The organism is Gordonia sp. NPDC003429 (assembly GCF_053588575.1).
This window is the reverse complement of record NZ_JBSFQF010000001.1, coordinates 638494-659858: the sequence shown is the minus strand read 5'-3', so window position 1 is coordinate 659858 and position 21365 is coordinate 638494. Positions and strand designations below refer to the sequence as shown.

Annotated in this window: 15 protein-coding genes and 1 riboswitch; of the genes, 10 read left to right on the top strand and 5 right to left on the bottom strand. The window is 68.5% G+C overall.

Annotated features, from left to right (window positions below; genetic code table 11):
• Positions 1-3: 3 nt before the first annotated feature.
• Positions 4-621, top strand: coding sequence for a L,D-transpeptidase (locus ACWDSI_RS03030; RefSeq protein WP_449746057.1), 618 nt, complete (start codon positions 4-6; stop codon positions 619-621).
• A gap of 53 nt (positions 622-674) precedes the next feature.
• On the opposite strand, the gene ACWDSI_RS03025 is transcribed toward ACWDSI_RS03030, so the two are convergent.
• A complete protein-coding gene (locus tag ACWDSI_RS03025; RefSeq protein WP_449755619.1) occupies positions 675-2150 on the bottom strand; it encodes a nucleobase:cation symporter-2 family protein in 1476 nt (491 codons plus the stop codon).
• Between the two features lie 369 nt (positions 2151-2519).
• Here ACWDSI_RS03025 and ACWDSI_RS03020 point away from each other — a divergent pair, with 369 nt between their 5' ends.
• The 4 genes from ACWDSI_RS03020 (at position 2520) to ACWDSI_RS03005 (ending at position 8983) form a co-directional block, all read left to right on the top strand.
• Positions 2520-3884 (top strand): 8-oxoguanine deaminase, encoded by a 1365-nt coding sequence (locus tag ACWDSI_RS03020; RefSeq protein ID WP_449755618.1) that lies wholly within the window; start codon positions 2520-2522, stop codon positions 3882-3884.
• 85 nt (positions 3885-3969) lie between these two features.
• Positions 3970-4824 carry an FAD binding domain-containing protein gene (locus ACWDSI_RS03015; RefSeq protein WP_449746060.1) on the top strand — a complete coding sequence of 285 codons (855 nt, stop codon included), beginning with the start codon at positions 3970-3972 and terminating at the stop codon, positions 4822-4824.
• Positions 4821-7607 (top strand): molybdopterin-dependent oxidoreductase, encoded by a 2787-nt coding sequence (locus ACWDSI_RS03010; protein ID WP_449746061.1) that lies wholly within the window; start codon positions 4821-4823, stop codon positions 7605-7607. The genes ACWDSI_RS03015 and ACWDSI_RS03010 overlap by 4 nt, the downstream gene beginning before the upstream one ends.
• Positions 7608-7714: 107 nt before the next feature.
• On the top strand, positions 7715-8983 hold the full coding sequence (locus ACWDSI_RS03005; protein WP_449746062.1) for an Nramp family divalent metal transporter: 1269 nt from the start codon (positions 7715-7717) through the stop codon (positions 8981-8983).
• A gap of 206 nt (positions 8984-9189) precedes the next feature.
• Here the strand turns inward: ACWDSI_RS03005 and ACWDSI_RS03000 are convergent, their stop codons facing one another.
• A complete protein-coding gene (locus ACWDSI_RS03000) occupies positions 9190-10431 on the bottom strand; it encodes an acyl-CoA dehydrogenase family protein (RefSeq protein WP_449746063.1) in 1242 nt (413 codons plus the stop codon).
• Between the two features lie 314 nt (positions 10432-10745).
• On the opposite strand from ACWDSI_RS03000, the gene ACWDSI_RS02995 reads away from it, so the two are divergent.
• The 3 genes from ACWDSI_RS02995 to ACWDSI_RS02985 are packed head-to-tail and all read left to right on the top strand — an operon-like array spanning position 10746 to position 12616.
• Positions 10746-10985 (top strand): CbtB-domain containing protein, encoded by a 240-nt coding sequence (locus tag ACWDSI_RS02995; RefSeq protein ID WP_449746064.1) that lies wholly within the window; start codon positions 10746-10748, stop codon positions 10983-10985.
• 16 nt (positions 10986-11001) lie between these two features.
• Entirely contained in the window at positions 11002-11919 is a 918-nt protein-coding gene (locus tag ACWDSI_RS02990; protein WP_449746065.1) for a CbtA family protein, read from the top strand.
• Between the two features lie 4 nt (positions 11920-11923).
• On the top strand, positions 11924-12616 hold the full coding sequence (locus ACWDSI_RS02985; RefSeq protein WP_449746066.1) for a (2Fe-2S)-binding protein: 693 nt from the start codon (positions 11924-11926) through the stop codon (positions 12614-12616).
• Between the two features lie 16 nt (positions 12617-12632).
• Here the strand turns inward: ACWDSI_RS02985 and ACWDSI_RS02980 are convergent, their stop codons facing one another.
• The 3 genes from ACWDSI_RS02980 to ACWDSI_RS02970 all read right to left on the bottom strand — a co-directional run bounded on the left by ACWDSI_RS02980 (position 12633) and on the right by ACWDSI_RS02970 (position 15563).
• Positions 12633-14267 (bottom strand): DUF222 domain-containing protein, encoded by a 1635-nt coding sequence (locus ACWDSI_RS02980; protein WP_449746067.1) that lies wholly within the window; start codon positions 14265-14267, stop codon positions 12633-12635.
• A 186-nt stretch (positions 14268-14453) separates the two neighbouring features.
• Complete coding sequence (locus tag ACWDSI_RS02975; RefSeq protein ID WP_449755617.1) at positions 14454-15290, bottom strand: CbtA family protein; 837 nt, start codon at positions 15288-15290, stop codon at positions 14454-14456.
• A gap of 45 nt (positions 15291-15335) precedes the next feature.
• Positions 15336-15563, bottom strand: a complete 228-nt coding sequence (locus ACWDSI_RS02970) for a CbtB domain-containing protein (RefSeq protein ID WP_449746070.1) — start codon at positions 15561-15563, stop codon at positions 15336-15338.
• Positions 15564-15639: 76 nt separating this feature from the next.
• Positions 15640-15699, bottom strand: a riboswitch (cobalamin riboswitch).
• Between the two features lie 92 nt (positions 15700-15791).
• Between ACWDSI_RS02970 and ACWDSI_RS02965 the strand changes: the two genes are divergently transcribed.
• Positions 15792-20540 (top strand): ATP-dependent helicase, encoded by a 4749-nt coding sequence (locus tag ACWDSI_RS02965; RefSeq protein WP_449755616.1) that lies wholly within the window; start codon positions 15792-15794, stop codon positions 20538-20540.
• On the top strand, positions 20533-21333 hold the full coding sequence (locus ACWDSI_RS02960) for a DNA-formamidopyrimidine glycosylase family protein (RefSeq protein ID WP_449755615.1): 801 nt from the start codon (positions 20533-20535) through the stop codon (positions 21331-21333). Before ACWDSI_RS02965 ends, ACWDSI_RS02960 begins: the two co-directional genes overlap by 8 nt.
• Positions 21334-21365 lie beyond the last annotated feature (32 nt).

The window sequence follows — 21365 nt, the reverse complement described above, 5'->3', positions numbered from 1 at the left end:
GAAATGACAGCGGTTACCAAGAAGACGTATTCCGGGTCCGGCCTCCGGTCCCTGGTCCTCGGATACGCGTGGCCCGCCGTGCTGGCCGTCGCCGTGCTGGGTGTCACCGTCGCGATGCTGATCGGGATCACCAGTCGGCCAGGGGAATCCGCCGGTTCCACGCCCATACCTGCGGCGTCGCCGGACACCACGGCATCGCACGCCGTCGCCGCGCCCGCCGCACCGCGTTGCACGCCGGGCATGTCCGGGAAGCAGATCGTGGTGGGTCTGGCCGCGCAGCAGATGGTGTTGTGCCTCAACGGCGCGCCGGTCTCCGACATCAAGGTCACCACCGGCAGCGTCGACCGCGGGGCGGGCACCCCGCTGGGACGCTGGAAGATCGAGAGCCACGACACCGACCGCACACTGAACGGACCGGGTTACACCGTGTTCGTGCACTACTGGCTGCACATCGTCGGCGACATCGGGCTGCACGACTCTCCGTGGCAGAAGTTCCCCTACGGCGATCTCGCCAGGTACCGGACACAGGGTTCGCAGGGCTGCATCCACGTACCGCCGGACGCCATGAAACGGCTCTACGCGTGGGCCGACGACGGCACCCCCATCGACATCACCGCCTGACACAGACCACGGGGGTGTGACGAGTCCGTCACACCCCCGTGGCTCCTGTCCACCTACTTCGCGACGGACTCCGCAGCGTGCTCCGACGTGCGCTCACCCAGCATGAACAGCAGGTTCAGCAGCACCGCGACGAAGATGCCGACGGCCACCCCACTCGACAGCAACTGCTTGGCCGCCGTCGGAAACGCCGAGTAGAAGCCGGGGATCATCCCGGGCAGCAGCGCCACCCCGAGCGAAGCCGCGGTGATGATGATGTTGGAGTTCTGCGTGAAGTCCACCCGGCCCAGGATGCGGATACCGACCACCGCGATGGTGCCGAACATGACCACCGCCGCAGCGCCGAGGACCGGACGCGGAATCGACGCCACCACCTCGCCGACCACCGGGAAGAAGGCCAGGCACATCAGCATGACCCCGGTGACCGCCGTGACGTAGCGGCTGAACACCCGGGTGATGGTCAGGATGCCGACGTTCTGGGCGAAGGTGACGTACATGAACGACTGGAACACACCGCCGCCGAGCGCGGTGACCACACCGTCGGCACGCACCGCGGCGGCCAGCCGCTTGTCGGAGATCTTCTGTCCGACGGTCTCGCCCACCGCGTTGACCTGCCCGGCGAGTTCGATGACGAGCACGATCTGGATCATCGCCAGCGACGCGATGGCCAGCAGATCGAAGCGCGGCGCACCGAAATGCAGCAGATCGGGGAACGAGAACGCCTGTGAGTCACCGACTCCGGAGAACGACAGCGAACCGGTGAGCGCGGCCACCACCACACCGATGATCATGCCGATGAGCACCGACACGGGACGGATCGAGCGGGGCAGAAAGCGGTAGCACAGCAGGATGGCCAGTGCGGTGGCCGCGGCGAGACCGATGGCCGCGGGGGATCCGAAGTTCGGGGCGTCGGGGTCGGCGCCGACGATCATCTTGCCGCCGGCGGGGATGAGCTGGATGCCGATCAGCAGGATGGTGGTGCCGATGACGACCGGCGGGAAGAACCGCATCAGTTTGCTGACCAGGGGTGCGATCGCGATGGTGAGCAGACCCACCACCAGCACCGCGCCGTACATGGTCTGCAGGCCACTGCCCTGACCGATGATCAGCATCGGCGCGATACCCGTGTAGGAGGCGCCGATCACCATCGGCAGCCGCACACCCACTTTCCAGATGCCGAGCGATTGCAGCAGGGTGCCGAAGCCGCACAACAGCAGGTCGGCGGTGACGAGGTACACCAGGTCGGTGGTCGAGAGGTCCAGAGCCGCGGCCACCACCACCGGCACCGTGACGGTGCTGGCGTACATCACCAGCAGGTGCTGCACCGCGTAGAGCACCAGCTTCAGCGGCGGCAGCACGGCATTCACCGGATCGGGTTGGCCGGCTGGTGTGGGTTCTCCGGTCGGGGCGGAGGTGCCGGGTGGCGTCGGAGTCGGAGTCGGCTCCGCCGCCACGATGTCGGTGGTCTCGGCGGGGTCGAATCCGTTGCGGGAGAATCGTTGACGTAGCTCAGCAAGGTTGGGAACGCTCATGGTTGTGTCCTGTGTGTACCGGCGGCGGGCACCGCCGGGAGGGGATGACACGGAGATCAGAAACCGCGAGATGAGCGAGGACTGCGCTGTACCCGATCGTCACGGCGAAGAAACTCCGTGAGACCGCACGCGCTTTTCGAACGGGGAGACCACTCCCGCGACGCGCCCGACCAGTGACCTGATCGCGATACGTGCAATCTTGCTTGCGGGGTTAAGTAAACCCGGCCGTCCATTACGAATGGGTTAACTCAGGTAAAGCGATCGTAACGACAGTCATCGACCAGTGAACCACGCCGTCACAGCTCAGCCAGACGCGCCGCCCGTGGCGTGCGCAATATCGCTGTAACCCGCTCGTCGTAGCGTGACGACGTGCCACCCTCAACCCTGATCGAGAACGCCCAGGTCATCACCGTCGACTCCGAGCGACGCGAATTGCCGGCCACTTCGATTCTGCTCGACGGCACGACGATCGCCGGCATCGGACGCACCGCGGAACTCGACGTCCCCGACAACGTCACCCGCGTGGACGGCAGCGGCTGCGTGCTCACTCCAGGGCTGGTCAACACACATCATCACTTGTACCAGTGGGTTACCCGCGGACTGGCCGCCGATCACACGCTGTTCCAGTGGCTCACCACGCTGTACCCGATCTGGGCCGGCATCGACGAACAGGCGGTGCGTACCGCTGCGCTCGGCGGACTCACCCAACTCGCGCTGTCCGGGTGCACGCTGACCACCGACCACCACTACGTCTTTCCCGCCGAGGGCGGCGACCTGCTCGGCGCCGAGATCGATGCCGCCGCCACCATCGGGATGCGCTTTCATCCCACCCGCGGATCGATGGACCTCTCGGAGAAGGACGGCGGCCTGCCGCCGGACAGTGTGGTGCAGACCATCGACGAGATCCTCACCGCGAGTGACGACGCGGTGAGCCGATGGCACGACCCCGCGCCGGATTCGATGCTGCGGATCGCGCTGGCACCCTGCTCGCCGTTCTCGGTGACCACCGACCTCCTCACGCAGTCGGCGGCGCTGGCCCGCGAACTCGGTGTCCGGATGCACACCCACCTCGCCGAGTCGCTCGACGAGAACACATACTGCGCAGAGCATTTCGGCGCCACGCCGTTGCAGTACATGGAGTCGGTGGGATGGGTCGGCGACGACGTGTGGTTCGCCCACGGCATCGAGTTCGACGACGACGAGATCGGGCGGCTGGCCGCCACCCAGACCGGCGTGGCGCACTGCCCCACCTCCAACGCGCGGCTGGGCAACCGGATCTGCCGCACCCGCGACCTGGTGGATGCCGGTGTGCCGGTGGGTCTGGGTGTGGACGGCGCGGCGTCGAACGAATCGTGCCGCCTGCTCGAGGAGGCACATCAGGCGGTGTTGATGGCGCGCGCCCGGGGCGGCCCCACCGCGCTCACCACCCGCACCGCGATCGAACTGGCCACGATCGGGGGCGCGCGGGTGCTCGGTCGCGCCGCCGAGACGGGGTCGGTCGAGGTGGGCAAGCTCGCCGATCTGGTGTTGTGGGATCTCACCACGGTGGATCACTCCGGCATCGACGATCCCGTCGCCGCGCTGGTGCTCGGATCGATCCCCCCGATCAGGGCCAGCTGGGTCAACGGCACACAGATCGTCGCCGACGGCGAGATGCTCACCGTCGACACCACGGCGATCGCCGCCGATGTCGCCACCGAACACCGGCGCCTGCTCGACAGGGCAGCACGATGAGACAGGGCAGCACGATGAGGCCGGGCAGCACGAGGAGACAGGGCAGCCCGATGAGGCCCGGCGACACGATGAACGGGACGCGCTGATGGATCTGCACACGATCGCCTCCTACCGGTACGCCGCCACCCGCGACGACCTCGCGTTGGCCCCCGGCGAACGCGTGGTGGCCGGGGGCACATGGTTTTTCAGCGAACCGCAGGTGGAGTCGACCGGTGTCGTCGACATCACCACCATGGGCTGGCCCGATCTCGAAGACCTGCCCGACGGTGGGCTGCGCGTCGCCGCGACCTGCCCGATCGCCACCCTCGCGGCCCTGCCGCCGCGTCCCGGATGGCGCGCACAGCCACTGTTCTTCCAGTGCGCCACCGCGCTACTCGCGTCGTTCAAGATCTGGAACGTCGCCACCGTCGGCGGCAACATCTGCCGGTCGTTCGCCGCGGCGTCGATGGTCTCGCTGGCCGCCGGACTCGACGCGGTGGCGCTGGTGTGGCGGCCCGACGGCACCGACTACACCGTGCCCGTCGCCGACCTGGTGACCGGCAACGGCACCAACACGCTCGCGGCAGGAGAGGTGCTGCGCGCCATCGACTTTCCCGCTCACGCGATGGGTGCGCGCACGGGTTTCCGCAAGATCGCCCTGGCCGAGCTCGGCCGCTCCGGGGCGGTGGTCACCGGGCGCCGCGAGTCCGACGACACCGTCGTGTTCGGCATCACTGCCGCGACCGGATGGCCGACCATGCTGCGGTACCACGGCGTCCCCGATGCGGGGCGGCTGCGCACCGACATCGGTTCGGCCGACGGCTATTACACCGATCCCCTCGGATCGGCCGACTGGCGTCGCGGGGTGTCGATGGTCCTGGCCGAACAGATTCGCGACGAGCTGGCGGCCGACGCGGACCCGAACCCCGACGAGGACGCAGTCCAGGGGGAATCGCGATGAGATTCGAGATCAACGGCGAACCCACCGAGGCCGATCCGGCACCCGGACAGTGTCTGCGTACGTTCCTGCGTGATGAGGCGCACTTCGAGGTCAAGAAGGGCTGCGACGCAGGCGATTGCGGCGCCTGCTCGGTGCTGGTGGACGGTACACCGGTGCACTCGTGCATCTTTCCCGCCCAGCGGATCGACGGCCGGTCGGTGACCACGGTGTCGGGGCTCGGTACCGCCGACGACCTGCATCCCATGCAGCAGGCCTTCGTCGACAACTTCGGATTCCAGTGCGGCTTCTGCACCGCGGGAATGATCGTGACCGCCTCCACCCTCGATGCCGACACGGCGGCCGACCCGGCCGAGCTGGCGCGGCGGATGAAGGGAAATCTGTGCCGCTGCACCGGGTATCGCGCCATCCGCGACGCGATCCGGCAGGGTGCGGACCCCGGCGCATGCGGCGGCGCCCCCTGTGGTGACGCCGCCCGCGCCGTCACCGCGCCCACCGATACGGCACCCGCCGGCACGGTGGGCACCTCGCTCAATCCGCCCGCCGCCCGTCGGGTGGTGACGGGCACCGAGCCCTACACCTTCGACGTGGCCGTGCCCGGCATGCAGTACCTGCGGGTGTTGCCGTCACCGCATCCGCACGCCCGCATCGTCGCCATCGACACCACCGCGGCAATGGCCCTGCCCGGGGTCACGCTGGTGCTCACGCATGAGAATGTCAGCACCAGAAGGTTTTCCACCGCGCGACACGAGATGCGCTCGGACGATCCCGACGACACCCTGGTCCTCGATCCGGTGGTCCGGTTCGTCGGACAGCGGGTGGCCGCGGTGGTCGCCGACACCGCCGCCGCCGCCGAGGAGGCATGCCGCCTCATCGACGTGGAGTACGAACTGCTGCCCGGCGTCTTCGACCCCGAGGAGGCGCGGCGGCCCGGCGCCCCGCTGATACACCCCGACCGCACCGCCGAGGACCGGGTCTTCGAAGCCGACCGCAACGTGATCACGTCGTTCCACGAGGGCTTCGGCGGTGACGCCGACGAGGCGCTGGCGGCGTCGGCGATCACCGTCGGCGGCACCTGGCAGACCGGCCGGGTGGCCCACGCGCAGTTGGAAACCCACGGCGCCATCGGGTGGCTCGACGACGACGGCCGGCTGGTGATCCGCACCAGCACCCAGGTGCCGTTCCTGGTGCGCGACGAACTCGCGCTGCTCCTGGAGATGCCCACAGACCGCATCCGCGTGTTCAGCGCGCGGGTGGGTGGCGGCTTCGGGGGCAAACAGGAACTGCTCACCGAGGATCTGGTGGCATTGGCGGTCGTGCGGACGGGCCGTCCCGTGGGCTACGAGATGACCCGCACCGACGAGATGACCCGCACCACCTACCGCCACCCCTTCCGGGTGTCCGTCGACCTCGGCGCCGACGCACAGGGCACGCTGACCGCGATGAAGGTCGACGTGCTGTCGGACACCGGCGCCTACGGCAACCACTCGATGGGTGTGATGTTCCATGCCTGCGCGGAATCGGTGTCGGTGTACAACAGCCCGGTCAAACGGGTGGACGCCGAGGTGGTCTACACCAACAACCCGCCGTCGGGTGCGTTCCGCGGTTACGGCCTCGGGCAGGTGATCCTCGCGGTGGAGTGCGCGATGGACGAGTTGGCGCTCGCACTGGGGATGGACCCGTTCGACCTGCGGCGCCGCAACGCCGTCGCCGACGGCGATCCGCTGCTGATCGCCCACCCCGAACCCGAGGACGATCTCGTCTACGGCAGTTACGGACTCGACCAGTGCCTCGATCTCGCCCAGCAGGCGCTCGCCCGCGGTAACGGTGTCGATGCGCCCGCAGGATCCGAGTGGCGTGTGGGTGAGGGCATGGCCCTGGCGGCGATCGCCACCATGGCGCCGCGCGGTCACTTCTCCACCGTCACCGTGGCGGTCGCCCCCGACGGCACCTATCACGTCGGCGTCGGGACCAGCGAGTTCGGCAACGGCACCACCACGGTGCACACCCAGATCGTGGCCACCGCGATGGGCACCGACCCGTCACGGGTTCGCCTGCATCACGGCGACACCGACGAAGCTGCTTATGACACAGGAGCTTTCGCATCGGCGGGCACCACGGTGGCGGGCAAGGCGGTGTTCGGGGCCGCGAGCACGCTGCGCACCGTGTTGCTCGACGCGGCGTCGTCGATCACCGCGCTGGCACCCGACGAGATCCGCCTGACCCCCGACGGGGCGCTCGCCGGTGACCGGTTGGTGGACTTCGCCGAACTCGTCGACGCCGTCGACGCCGATCACCGTGACGGTGATCGTGCGGTGGCCACCGGTGCGGAGAGCGGTGCGCTGCGCTCCATCGCGTTCAACGTGCAGGCGTTCCGGGTGGCGGTGAACACCGGGACCGGCGCGGTGCAGATCCTGCAGTCGGTGCAGGCCGCCGACGCGGGCACGGTGATGAATCCGGCGCAGTGCCGCGGGCAGGTGGAGGGCGGCGTCGCCCAGGCCATCGGGTCGTCGTTGTACGAGGAGATCATGCTCGACGGCAAGGGGGTGCCCGTCACGCCCGTGTTCCGCACCTACCGGGTGCCGCAGATGGCCGACATCCCCGACACCGAGGTGTATTTCGCCGAGACCGCCGACGATCTGGGGCCCTACGGCGCGAAGTCGATGAGCGAATCGCCCTACAACCCGGTGGCGCCGGCGCTGGCCAACGCGATCCGCCGCGCGATCGGCGTGCGGCCCTACGAGCAGCCGATGTCACGCGACCGGATCTGGCGGCTCATGCAGTGATCTTGCGCGGCGACCGGCACGCCCCGGGCAGTTTTCGGTTAGCCTAAGTTTTTTGTTTGCTCGGTTTGAATACGGCTCGACGGTGTGCGAGATTGGGAGAGGTGGGCATGGTCGGTGAGCGGGAGCGGCGCGGTGATCCGCCGACCGTGACCGTGCGACGCCCCCGCGCCCTCGCCCGCAACGTGCTGCTGCTGGGACCCGCGTTCGTGGCGGCGATCGCCTACGTCGACCCGGGAAACGTGGCGGCCAACATCACCGCGGGGTCGCGGTACGGTTTCCTGCTCACCTGGGTGCTGGTGGTGGCCAATGTGATCGCCATGCTGATCCAGTATCAGTCGGCCAAACTCGGCATCGTCACCGGACGCGGCCTGCCCGCCCTGCTCGGCGAACGCCTCGGCCGCGGGGGCCGTCTGGCCTACTGGGCGCAGGCCGAGGTGGTGGCGATCGCCACCGACCTGGCCGAGGTACTCGGCGGGGCCATCGCCCTGCAACTGCTGTTCGGGCTGCCGCTGGTGGTCGGCGGCGTGATCGTCGGTGCGGTGTCGCTGGCGATGCTGGTGCTGCAGAATCCCCGGCAACAGCGGGTCTTCGAGCGGGTCATCCTCGGTCTCCTGGCGATCATCGTGATCGGGTTCGTGGCGGGACTGTTCGTGAATCCACCGCCTCCGAGCGAGGTACTCGGAGGTCTGGTGCCACGCCTACAGGGACCCGAGACCGTGTTGCTGGCCGCGTCGATGCTCGGCGCCACGGTGATGCCGCACGCGATCTACGTGCACTCGTCGCTGGTGGTGGACCGGCATGGTTCCGATCACCGACCCTGGCGCAAACGGCGCCTGATCCGGATCACCCGGTGGGATGTCGCGGTGGCACTCCTGGTGGCCGGCGCGGTGAACATCGCGCTGCTGTTGCTGGCCGCCCAGAACCTGCGGGGCAAGGAGGGCACCGACACCATCGAGGGCGCCTACGACGCGGTGCGGGACGCGATGGGGCCTGCGGTGGCCACCATCTTCGCGATCGGGTTGCTCGCCAGCGGGCTGGCCGCCACGTCGGTCGGGTCGTCGGCGGGCTCGGCCATCATGAGCGGCCTGTTGTATGTGCGGGTGCCCCTGATCGCGCGCCGCCTGATCACCCTGATCCCGGCGCTGGTGGTGCTGGCCATCGGTGTGGATCCCACCTGGGCACTGGTGCTCAGCCAGGTGGTGCTGAGCTTCGGCATCCCCTTCGCGATCATTCCGCTGGGCCGGCTCACCGGCGACCGCGAACTCATGGGTGAATTCGTCGACGGCCTGCCGCTGCGTGTGAGCGCACTGATCGCGTCGGTGCTCATCGTGGTGCTCAACCTCGCGCTGATCGTGCTCCTGGTCACCGGGGCGTGAGCGCGCGGACCCTGGCCGCGCGTAACCTGCACGTTCGCACCCGCACGTTCGCACCCTGCCCGCCCGGGCCGCGGTCGCCTTCCCGCGTCGCAATTTCCTTCCCGCGCAAGGAATCAGCGACGCGGGAAGGAAACAGTCACGCGGGAAGAAGCAGCCATGCTGAAAAGCACCGGGGAGGCGGCTGCGCCACATCCTGCGCGCAGAAGTCAGTCGGCGAGCAGTCCTTTGGCGACGTGGGTCACCTGGATCTCGTTGCTGCCCGCATAGATCATCAGCGATTTCGCGTCGCGCGCAAGCTGTTCCACCTTGTACTCGGCCATGTATCCGTTGCCGCCGAACAGTTGCACGGCCTCCATCGCCACGTCGGTGGCCGCCCGCGACGAGTACAGCTTCATCGCCGACGCCTCCGCCAGGCTCAGCGGTGACCCCGCGCGCGCACGCTCGATCGCACTGAAGATCATGTTCTGCACGTTGATCCGGGCGATCTCCATCTCGGCGAGTTTGAGCTGGATCAGCTGGAAGCGGCCGATCTCCTGACCCCACAGCTTCCGCGACTTCGCATAGTCGATCGACAGGCGTTGCGCCTCGTTGATGATGCCCAGCGCGAGTGCCGCGATTCCGATGCGTTCGGCGGTGAAGCCGGCCTTCACACCGTCGTCGCCGCGGCTGTTCGATCCGGTGTCCTCGGTCTCGCCGAGCAGCCGGTCGCGGCCGAGTCGGACGTTGTCGAAGAAGAGCTCTCCGGTCGGCGAACTCATGATGCCCATCTTCTTGAAGGGTTTGCCCTGCGTGAGACCTTCCATGCCCTTGTCGAGGACGAAGGTGAGGACCTTGCGCTCGCGAGGCGGTGTCCCCGACCCGTCGTCGAGTTTGGCGAAGACGACGATGGTGTCGGCGAACGGGCCGTTGGTGATGAATGTCTTCTGGCCGTTGAGCACGTAGCCGTCGCCGTCACGGCGCACGGTGGTCTTCATGCCGCCGAGGGCATCCGAGCCCGAGTCGGGTTCGGTGATGGCCCAGGCGCCCACCTTCTCCAGGGTCACCAGCTCCGGCAGCCACCGCTTCTTCTGTGCCAGGGTGCCCTTGGAGCGGATGGTCGAGACCGTCAGGCCCACGCTGACTCCGAGCGACACCACCATGCCGAGGCTGGCCGCGGCCAGTTCCATGTTGAGGATCAGCGCCATCGAGTTCATCAGGCCCGAACCGCCGCCGGACGGTTTCGGTGCACCGGCGGCCACCGACTCTTCTCGTGATTCCGCGGCCAGTTCCTTCTCCAGCGACTCGGTGGCCATCGCGTCGACACCGAACGTGGTGAGCATCGTGCGCAGGATGTCGTAGGGCGGGAGCGCTCCGGTCTCGAGTTCGTCGGAGTGCGGCCGGATCTCCTTGTCCACGAACGCCCGCACCGCGTCGCGCACCATCAGATCCTCTTGCGACCACTCGAACATCGACACCTCACAGAATCCCTGGACACTGAAGACACGAACGAGAACACGTTCTAATTCAACTCTGGCAGGTGGCCGGCGAGGTTGTCCAGTGGGGTTCCATGGCTGCGGTTCCGGCAAACCGGGCATCGGCTTGACCTGCGAGAACCGTGGTGATCTGCTTGGTGAGCGTGACGACCGACGGAACCCGGTGCGAGTCCGGGACGGTTGCGCCACTGTGTGTCGTCCGGATCCCCCGGGTGCGGCAAGTCAGATACGTCGGCGTCATGGATGTCATCCCAAGGCAGGGGCGCATCACCCCTGGAGGAGGTTCAACAATGAGTTCGCACGTTCCCGCGGCGCACGTTTCCGCACCGCACCCCGGCGTCAAGGTGTCCGGCGAGGCGCTGTCACGAGGCCGCGTGGCGCTGATCCTGAGCATCACGGTTCTCGTCGCGCTGCTCGCGTACTACTTCATCGGCGTCGATGAGGGCATGTCGTCGGTGTTCGGCCACACGATGGTGGTGCACGAGTGGGTGCACGACGCCCGCCACTTCCTCGGGTTCCCCTGCCACTGAGCCACCGGACCTCACAGTGTTAGAACTCCGTGTCATCGGACGCGGAGCCCTCGCCGGCCTGATCGCCGGCATCCTGGGCTTCGTCTTCGCTCGCATCTGGGCCGAACCCGTCATCAACAAGGCCATCGATTACGAATCCGGGCGCGACGATGTGCTCAACGCCCTCAACCAGGCGGCCGGCCGGCCGATCGAACCCGACGGACCGGAGATCTTCAGTCGGTCGATCCAGTCCACGATCGGTGTCGCCACCGGCATCATCGGTTTCTCGGTGGCGATGGGCATGCTGGTGGCCGTCGCGTACCTGGTGCTGCAGGGCCGATTCGCGATCCGCCCCCGACACCTCGCCTGGGCGATCACCGCGTTCGGCTTCGGTGGCGTGTACCTGCTGCCGTTCGTCAAGTACCCGGCCAACCCTCCGGCCATCGGACACACCTTCACCATTCACACGCGCGGGATGCTGTACCTGAGTATGGTCGCGGCGTCGTTGATCCTGCTGGGGCTCGCGGTGTACGCCGCCTACCACCTCGCCCCCCGGGTGGGGACGGGCTGGGCGGCGCTGATCACCGTTGTCGGATTCCTCGTGCTCTTCGGCATTCTTCTCACGGTGATGCCGTCGCTGGGCAATCTGTCGGACAACGTCAATCAGGCCGGGGAGTTCGGATTCGCCCGCGCCTCCACCGAGACGCCGCAGCCGATCACCAACATCCTGTCCACGCCGCTGACCGTCGACGGCAAGGTGTACGCGCCCGGACAGATCGTCTACCCGGGATTCGATCCGGACGTGCTGTGGAAGTTCCGGTGGTATTCGCTGATCAACCAGGTCCTCGTGTGGCTGACCATCGGGGTGGTGTTCGGGGAACTCATGGAGCGGATGTCCCGCGGCACCGCACCGCGGATGCCGGTGGCACACGACGAACCGGTCGCGGCATCCTGACGGGGTGACCGACACCCGCCTGGCCGAACTGGGGCCGTTTTTCGCCGTCGAGTTCCACGATGCCGACGAGGCGCCGGTCTGGCCGTGGGTGTCGCTGACATCCGCGATAAACGACCCGGACGTGATCGATGCCCGGATGCACCGGGTTCGCGCCGCCCTCGCCGCGGGTGCGGGGCGCGAATCCGACGGCGTCGAGCTGCGCGTGGCCGCGTCGGTGATGCACCTGGGCATGGTGGCGCGCCTGATCGCCCCGGTCGTCGGAGCCGGCGCGCTCGGCATCGACCCGATCGGGCTCGATGCCGGGGCGCTGTGGTGGCAGGACACTCTCGGCGGGCCGTTCCCGCTGTCGGTCGCTCATGTGCCATCGGCGAGCCGGGAACCACTGGTTGCGCCCCCGTCACTCGGGGTGGTCGACGAGGTCGGCGCAGTGTGTGTGAACCGGTACGGCCTGAGCGCACGGGTGGTGGGCGGCAACGTCGCGTCGGCAGCCAACTCGGCGGCCCGCATGATCGCGTTGAGCCGGCCCGACCTGGCCGCGCGCGCCAAGGCGGCGGCCGACGAGGTGCTACGACGGCCACACATCGAGGACGGCAAGCTGCGCGCCGGCGACGGTTTCCGCCGCCGCAGCTGCTGTCTCATCTATCGGATCGCGGGCGACCGCGCAGCGGCGTGCGGAGACTGCGTGCTGCTGAGCTGAGTACGGAATCTCCTCGTCACCCTGCCTGCGGATCAGCACCATCGTCGTCGGTGTTGTCGTCCAGAGTGATGCGGCGGCGTGGCCAGGTGAAGTAGCACCGCCGGGTGTGACATGGAGCGCTGCGAATCACGGCGAGGGCCATTCGGCTTTCGAGGCCACTCTCGTCAGGCGTTGGTGGCGGGCTGTGGTGAATCTCGTTGCGCACCAGTCCGAGTCGGTCGGCGAGTTCGCGGCCGACGTCGGGGTAGCGGTTGATCCGGGCGGGATTGGGTGGCATGCCGGGCTGCGGGTTGAGTGTCCAGGCGACGCGTCCGGTGTCGGGCCCCTCGGTGATCACGGTGGTGGAGTATTGGCCGGGGTTGGGGCCGATCATCGGGTGATGGGCGGTGCATGCCGGTGCGAGGAGGTCGATGTCGGTCAGGCCGCCGTCGGCCCACTCGATGGTGTGGTGGATTTCCACCCGGGTGGCCGGTTGGGTGCAGCCCGGCGCCGAACACATCTCGCCACCGTCGGCGGCGAACGACGCCAACCGTTGACCCAGCGACGCCAACCGCTTGGCACGCCCGAGGTAGAGCGGGGTGCTGGTGTGCTCGGCGAACACCGCCAGGTACTGCTGCGATTGCGCCGCCAACGCGATCACATCGCCGATCGGGAGCAGCGCCCCCGACGCGGTCGTCGCCACTCCGGCCTGGCGTCGCAGGTCTTTCTCATCGACCTTGATGATGACCTGGGTGGACAGGCCGCGATGCGTGCGTCCGAGTGTGCCGTCCTCCAACATCTGTCCCAACAGAGCGGAGAGCGCGTCATGATTGCGTTGCGCCGGGGTGCGCCCATCACGCTCGGCGGCCGCAGCCACCACGTCGGGGTCGGCATCGCCGATCGCACCGACCGGCGATTTGGGGTCTTCGGTGTTGTTCATGCCGGGTTTGGCCCATGCGTCCAGCAGCACATCGAGGCGGGCGCGGGTGATCGGGTCGAGGTGGCCGGTCAGTTTCGACATCAACTGCGGGGTCTGCCGATTGAGAAACAACTGTCGCTGCCGCCGGCGATCCTTGTCGTCGGTCAGGGTGCCGTCGGGATCGAGGTGCCCCAGCAACCGGGTACCCAGAGTGGTGATCTCGGCGGGGGTGAACCGGGTGGCGTAGTCGGCCATCTGCGCTTCGGCGGCCACCCGCACGTCGTGGGCCACCGTGTGCGGAATCCGGTCGAGCACATCCAACACCGCGGTGACGTGGCCGGGGGCCACCCGCCCGGCAGCGAGTTCGGCCGCCAACCCCGGACACGCCGGCGGCAACACGTCACCGGTCATCCCGTGAAAGGAGGCGGTGGCGGTGATCTGGCGGTTGCGGCGGACCGCGTCGGCGATATGCAGGCGCTGCGACAGGAAGGTGATGATGCTGCGATACCCCAGGCGCCGCGGCATGTTGCGGTTGGACGCCTCGACCACCACGCGGTCGGTGAGCGCCGCCAACCGGCGCGACGCCCGCTCGGCGTCCTCGGCCACACCCACCACGTCGGCATCGGGCACGGCGGTCAGATTCGCCGACCCCAACTCGTCGAGCAGTTTGTGAATCCGGGCCAACACCTCAGCCGCCGACCCCGGCGCGGGCGCGGCGGCCGCCGCGCCATCGTTGACATGTCCTTCACCCACCGCGACCCACCTCCTTCACGCCGTCGTCTACGAACTGATGTTCGAACTGACAACCACGCTACATGAGGTCACCGACAGAAACGTTCTCGCAGCTCACCCGGGTCGAGCGTGCCCACATCCGCGTCGAGCGTGCCCACATCCGGGCGATCGATCACCCGCGGGAGCGAGTTCAACCCACGAACTGCGTCAGCCCACCGACTGCGGTTCGGTGCGCTCGGCACTCACCTCGTCCGACGATCCGCCGCGCATCAGCCGGCCGATGCCGAGCGCGAACCCGGCGGTCAGCACCGTCCAGATGATCACCTGATTGGCCACCACGTACACGCGGAAATCGCCGACCACGTCGGCCGGGAACCCGGGGAACACGATCTGGCCACCGTCATCGGTGAGCGGCGTGGGTACCTCGTGGAACTCCGGCAACAGCGCGATGGTGATGGTCACCGCGATCAGGTAGCCGACGGCGGCGATGATCGCCGACACCAGTCCACCGAGTCGAGGACGCAGCCACAGCGCGGCCACCACCGCGGCGATCGCGAACGCCACCGACAGCAGCGTGATCGTCAGGAACGCACCCGACCGCGCCCCGATGGTGTCGTCGTTGCCCACTGCGGGCGGGTTGGCCGGGTAGGCGAAGAACGGCACGCCGAACACCGCGACGAACCCGATCGCGCCCAGCGCGCCGACGGCCCACCGCGGATCGGTCGCCGGATAACGCCGGCCCACATATGCCCACAACACGGTGAACGCCACCGCGAACAGGGCACCCATGGCCACCGCGAACACGACGGTGCCCACCCCGGCACCGATGTTCTGCTGCACCGACCGGGTGAACACCTCGGCCCCGTGCTCATGTGCGCCGTGGCCGTGCGCGGCCTCGAGAGCCTCCTCTGCCTCCGACCGGCCGTCCTCGTAGTCGATGGCCTTGGCCACCACCGGCTCGATGAACACCCGCGCGAATACGTACGACACGATTCCGGCGATCAGGCCCGCGAGCAGGCCGATGCCGATGAACTTCTTCTCCATGTGCTGTTGTCTCCCGGTCCCGGCGTCTCCTGGTTCTGTCACTGCTCAGTGGCAGGGGAATCCGAGGAAGTGGCGGGCGTCGTGCACGAACTCGTGCACGTGGGTGTCGGAACCGAAGACCGACACCGCGCCCTGGTCGTAGCCCAGGAAGTAGTAGGCCAGCGCGGCCAGCAGAACGGTCACCGACAGCACCACCGCGGTACTCGCGACCGACAGGTCGGGAACCGCGAGCGATCGTGCCGGCCGGGCGGCCGGTGCATGCGAAGAAGTCATCTCAAGTGGTCCTTTCGGGGATTGCGCGTCCCCAATCGTCACGTGCGAGCGCGTGGCTCAGGTCCGCCGACCGCCCGTCCTGACTCGCCCGCGGGGCTCACAGTGGCGCGACCGTTCCGGACTTTCACCGGATTCCAGGCAATCAGCGCAGATCAGACTCTATACCAGCCCGGGCGCTGTCGGGGCCGTCGGGGATGGCTGTCGGGACCGTCGGGGATGATGGATTGCGTGGCCACTTCCGCGCCGGTTCTGCAGCGCTTCACCGCCCCCACGCGGCGGTGGTTCAGCGGTGCGTTCCCGGCGCCCACTGCGGCACAGTCCGGCGCGTGGAAGGCCATCGCCGACGGTGAACACACCCTGGTGATCGCACCCACCGGGTCGGGCAAGACGCTGTCGGCGTTTCTGTGGGCACTCGACACACTCGCGGCCCGTCCCGACCGCGCGCGCGGCACCCGCGTCGTCTACATCTCGCCGCTCAAGGCACTCGCGGTGGACGTGGAGCGCAATCTGCGTGCCCCGCTGGCCGGGATCACCCGGGCCGCGCAGGAGCTCGGGGAGCCCGAACCGTCCATCACCGTGGGATTGCGCTCCGGCGACACTCCGGCCGCACAGCGGCGCATCCTGGCGAAGACCCCGCCGGACATCCTGATCACCACCCCCGAATCGCTGTACCTGATGCTCACCTCGTCGGTCCGCACGACGCTGGCCGCCGTCGAGACCGTCATCATCGACGAGGTACACGCGGTCGCGGGCACCAAACGCGGCACACATCTCGCGTTGTCGCTCGAACGTCTCGACGAGCTGCTCGACAAGCCCGCACAACGGATCGGACTGTCGGCGACGGTGCGGCCACCCGAACTGGTCGCCGACTTCCTCTCCGGCGCAGCTCCGTGCACCATCGTGCGTCCCCGCGCCACCAAGACCTTCGACCTGCGCGTCGACGTGCCGGTGGAGGACATGGCGAACATTCCGCCGCCGCCGTCGGCACCTGACACCGAGGAACTCGACGACGCGTTCTCCCCCACCGCTGGTTCGTTGTGGCCGTACGTCGAGGCGTCGATCGTCGACCTCATAGAGGCCAACCGCACCACCATCGTGTTCGCCAACTCACGACGACTCGCCGAACGACTCACCGCGCGGCTCAACGAGATCCACGAGTCGAGGGCGGGCGCCGAACGCGAGGTGCCCCGCAACGAACGTGTCGGCGGCGGGGCGCCGGCGCTGGTCATGGCCTCCGGATCGACAACGGGCGCCGACACACTGCTGGCCCGGGCACATCACGGCTCGGTGAGCAAGGAACAGCGCGCCGAGATCGAGGACGACCTCAAGAGCGGGCGACTGCGGTGCGTGGTGGCCACCAGTTCACTCGAACTCGGGATCGACATGGGTGCAGTGGATCTGGTGATCCAGGTGGAGGCCCCGCCGTCGGTGGCCAGCGGATTGCAGCGCATCGGACGCGCCGGCCATCAGGTCGGCGAGATCAGTCAGGGCGTGCTGTTCCCCAAACACCGCACCGATCTGATCCACTGCACCGTGGCAGTGCAACGCATGCGCGACGGGGCGATCGAAGAGCTCCGGATTCCGCGCAATCCCCTCGATGTGCTGGCCCAGCAGACGATCGCGGCGGCCGCGGTGGACGATCTCGATGTGGACGCCTGGTTCGACGTGGTGCGTCGCGCCACTCCCTACCGCGAACTCGGGCGGTCGGTGTACGAGGCGACACTCGACCTCATCTCCGGACGATTTCCGTCCGATGAGTTCGCCGAACTGCGCCCCCGGGTCACCTGGGATCGCGACACCAACACGCTCACCGGACGACGCGGAGCGCAGCGACTGGCGGTCACCTCCGGCGGCACCATCCCCGATCGCGGACTGTTCGGAGTGTTCATGGTGGGGTCGCCGGGAGCGGAGCGAGCGGGACAGGTCGGCGCCGGGAAACAGTCCCGCGTCGGGGAACTCGACGAGGAGATGGTCTACGAATCACGCGTCGGCGACGTGTTCGCCCTCGGTGCAACCAGTTGGCGGATCGAGGACATCACCCACGACCGGGTGCTGGTGTCGCCGGCGTTCGGGCAGCCCGGCAGGTTGCCGTTCTGGATCGGCGACACGGTGGGTAGGCCCGCCGAACTGGGCGCCGCCATCGGCAAATTCGTCGGGGCCATCGCCGACGAATCCGAACTCGACCGACACACCGCCGACCTCGGGCTCAGCGGCTACGCCCGGGACAATCTCGCCGCACTGATCGCCGAACAACGCCAGGCCACCGGTCACCTGCCCACCGACCGGACCCTGGTGGTGGAACGGTTTCGTGACGAACTCGGCGACTGGCGCCTGATTCTGCACTCCCCCTACGGTTTACGTGTCCATGCGCCGTGGGCGTCGGCGATCTCGGCGCGCCTGCAGGCCACGCTCGGACTCGACGGGGCCGTCACCGCGTCGGACGACGGGATCATCGTCCGCCTCCCCGACACCGACGACGAACCACCGGGTTCGGCGGTGTTCACCGTCGACCCGGACGAGATCGAGCAACTCGTGACCGACGCACTCGCCGAATCGTCGATGTTCGCCTCGCGCTTCCGGGAGTGCGCCGCACGCGCACTGCTGCTGCCGCGACGCGATCCGGGCAGACGCGCCCCGCTGTGGCAGCAACGCCAGCGCAGCGCCCAATTGCTCTCGGTGGCATCGCAATTCCCCGATTTCCCGATCGTGCTCGAGGCGGTCCGCGAATGCCTGCAGGACGTCTACGACCTGCCCGCGCTGACCGACCTGCTCACCCGCATCGGTAGCAGGCGCATCCGGATGGTGGAGGTCGAGACCGCGGCGCCGTCACCGTTCGCCGCGTCGCTGCTGTTCGGTTACGTGGGTGCGTTCATGTACAACGACGACGCTCCGGTGGCCGAACGCCGTGCTGCCGCACTCTCTCTGGACACCGCGTTGCTGGCGCAATTGCTCGGCCGCGTCGATCTGCGCGAACTCCTCGATCCCGCGGTGATCGCCCAGGTGGTGGCCCGTCTGCAACGACTCGACGAGCACCGCAAGGCCCGCGACGCCGACGACATCGTCGATCTGCTGCGCTGGCTGGGGCCGCTGACCACCGACGAGGTGGCGCTGCGCTACCGCGGCGAGCACACGCCCGCACTGGATCTGCTCACCCGACTTCATCGCAGTGGCGCGATCATCTCCGTCAGTGTGCGCGGCGTGCCGTTGTGGGCGGCCGTCGAGGACACGGCACGGCTGCGCGATGCACTGGGAGTGCCCGCCCCACTGGGGGTTCCGGCCGTGTTCGTGGCCCCGGTGCCCGATCCGGTGGGCGACCTGGTGCACCGGTACGCCCGTACCCACGGCCCCTTCACCGTCGATGAGGCCGCCGAGAGTCTCGGTATGGGTCCGGCCGTGGTGCGCGACACCCTGGTACGGCTAGCCGCCGACCGCAAGGTGGTGGAGGGCGACTTCCTGCCCGCCGACGCCGACTCCGACTCCGCGCCCGCCCCGGCCACCGCCGGCGAGCCGGCCCGGCAGACCACCGCCGGCGAACCGGCCCGGCAGAGCACCGCCGGGCCGGCATGGCAGACGCAATGGTGCCACAGCGACGTCCTCGGTCAGATTCGGCGCGGTTCGCTGGCGGCGAGCCGCGCGGAGATCGAGCCCGTCGACATCGCCACGTTCACGCGGTTCCTCGTCTCGTGGCAGCACGTGGCCGAACCGGAACGGCTCACCGGCACCGACGGGGTGGCTGTGGTACTCGATCAGCTTGCCGGGCACCGGATTCCGGCGTCGGCATGGGAATCGCTGGTGCTGCCGACCCGCGTGAGGGATTACCGGCCCGCCATGCTCGACGAACTGCTCAGCTCCGGGGAGATCGTCTGGGCCGGACACGGCCGCATCGGCTCGTCGGACGGGTGGATCAGCTTCTACCCGGCCGACCTGGCTCCGCTGTTCGCACCGGCCCCCGTCGACATCGACACCACCGACGTGCACCACCGACTGCTTGACGCGTTGGGCACCGGCGGCGGTCTGCGGTTCCCCCAACTCACCCGGTTCGCCGCGGGGTCCGACGATGCGGCATCGGCCGACGAGGTGGAGAACGCGCTGTGGGATCTGGTGTGGTCCGGGCACATCAGCAACGACTCGTTCGGCCCGATTCGTGCACTGCTCGCGCCGCGCCGCAGCGCGAACGCACGGTCGGCACCGGCACACCGGTCGCGCGCACGGCCGCCGCGCCTGCGCAGCCGCCTCACCACCCGTCACCTCCTCGCCCAGAACGCCGGGGCCGGGACCGTCCGCGCCACGGCGAGCGGACGCTGGTTCGCGCCTGCGCGTGCCGAAGTGGACCCGACCACGGTCACCCAGGCGCTGTGCGAACAACTACTCACCCGCTACGGGGTGGTGACCCGCGGCAGCGTCACCGGCGAGGACGTCAATGGCGGATTCGCGCGAATCTACAAGGCGTTCACTGTGTTCGAGGACAACGGACAGGTCCGACGCGGCTATTTCGTCGACCGGCTGGGCGGCGCCCAGTTCGCCGGGCCCGCCACCGTCGACGAGTTGCGCCGCCACGCCCACGCCGACGCCGGACCCGCCGACAGACGACACGAACAGGGTGTGGTGCTGGCCGCCACCGACCCTGCCAACCCGTACGGTGCGGCACTGGCGTGGCCCCCCACCCGCCCCGAGGCCGGGGGGCACCGGCCCGGTCGCAAACCCGGTGCCCTGGTGGTTCTCGTGGACGGCGATCTCGTCGCGTTCGTCGAACGCGGCGGCAAGACGGTTCTGAGCTTCACCGACGATGACGGCAGCCTCTCCGCGATGGCATCCGCACTCGCCTCCACCGTGGCGTCGGGCCGGGTGTCACGACTGATGGTCGATCAGATCGACGGTGTGAACGCCTTGCGGTCACCCCTCGCCCCCGTCTTCGTCGACGCCGGTTTCGCCACCACACCGCGAGGCCTGCGAATGCGGTACGGAAACCATGCCTGAGGGCGACACCGTCTACCAGGCCGCCGATCGACTGCGCCGTGCATTGGTGGGACACCCTCTGGAGCGCAGTGACTTTCGTATCCCGTCCTTGGCCACCACCGACCTGACCGGCGGCACCGTGACCGCCGTCCGCTCGCGCGGCAAACACCTGCTGATCGACGTCGAGCGGCCCGACAGCACCAGCGTCAGCATTCACAGCCACCTGAAGATGGAGGGCGCCTGGCACGTGCACCGGGCCGGCACCCGATGGCGCCGACCGGGATTTCAGGCGCGAATCGTGTTGCGCGCCAACGGTTACGAGGCGGTCGGGTTCGACCTGGGCATTCTGGAACTGGTCTCGGCAACCGCCGCGGATTTGGACTGGCTCGGGCCCGACCTCCTCGCCGACGATTTCGACGCCGAGGCAGCCGTCGCGAACCTGGCGGCCCATCCCGACACCCCGATCGGCCTGGCCCTGCTCGATCAGCGACTGCTGGCCGGCGTGGGCAACGTCTACCGGTGCGAGGCGTGCTTTCTCACCGGACTGCGTCCGGACCGTCCGGTGCGCGAGGTGGACAACCTGCCCGCACTGGTGGAGCTGTGCCGACGAATGCTGTGGGAGAACCGGAATCGGCTCGCGCGCACCACCACCGGCCGCACCGGTCACGGTGCGCGAACCTGGGTGTACGGGCGCATCGGGGCACCATGTCGACGGTGCGGCACACCCATCCGTCGCGACGAGATGGGCCGACACACACCGTCGGGTGTCACCGAGGAGCGCGTGATCTATTACTGCCCGTCGTGCCAGCGGTGACATCGGTCACCTCGGCGTCGTTCGGGCACCGA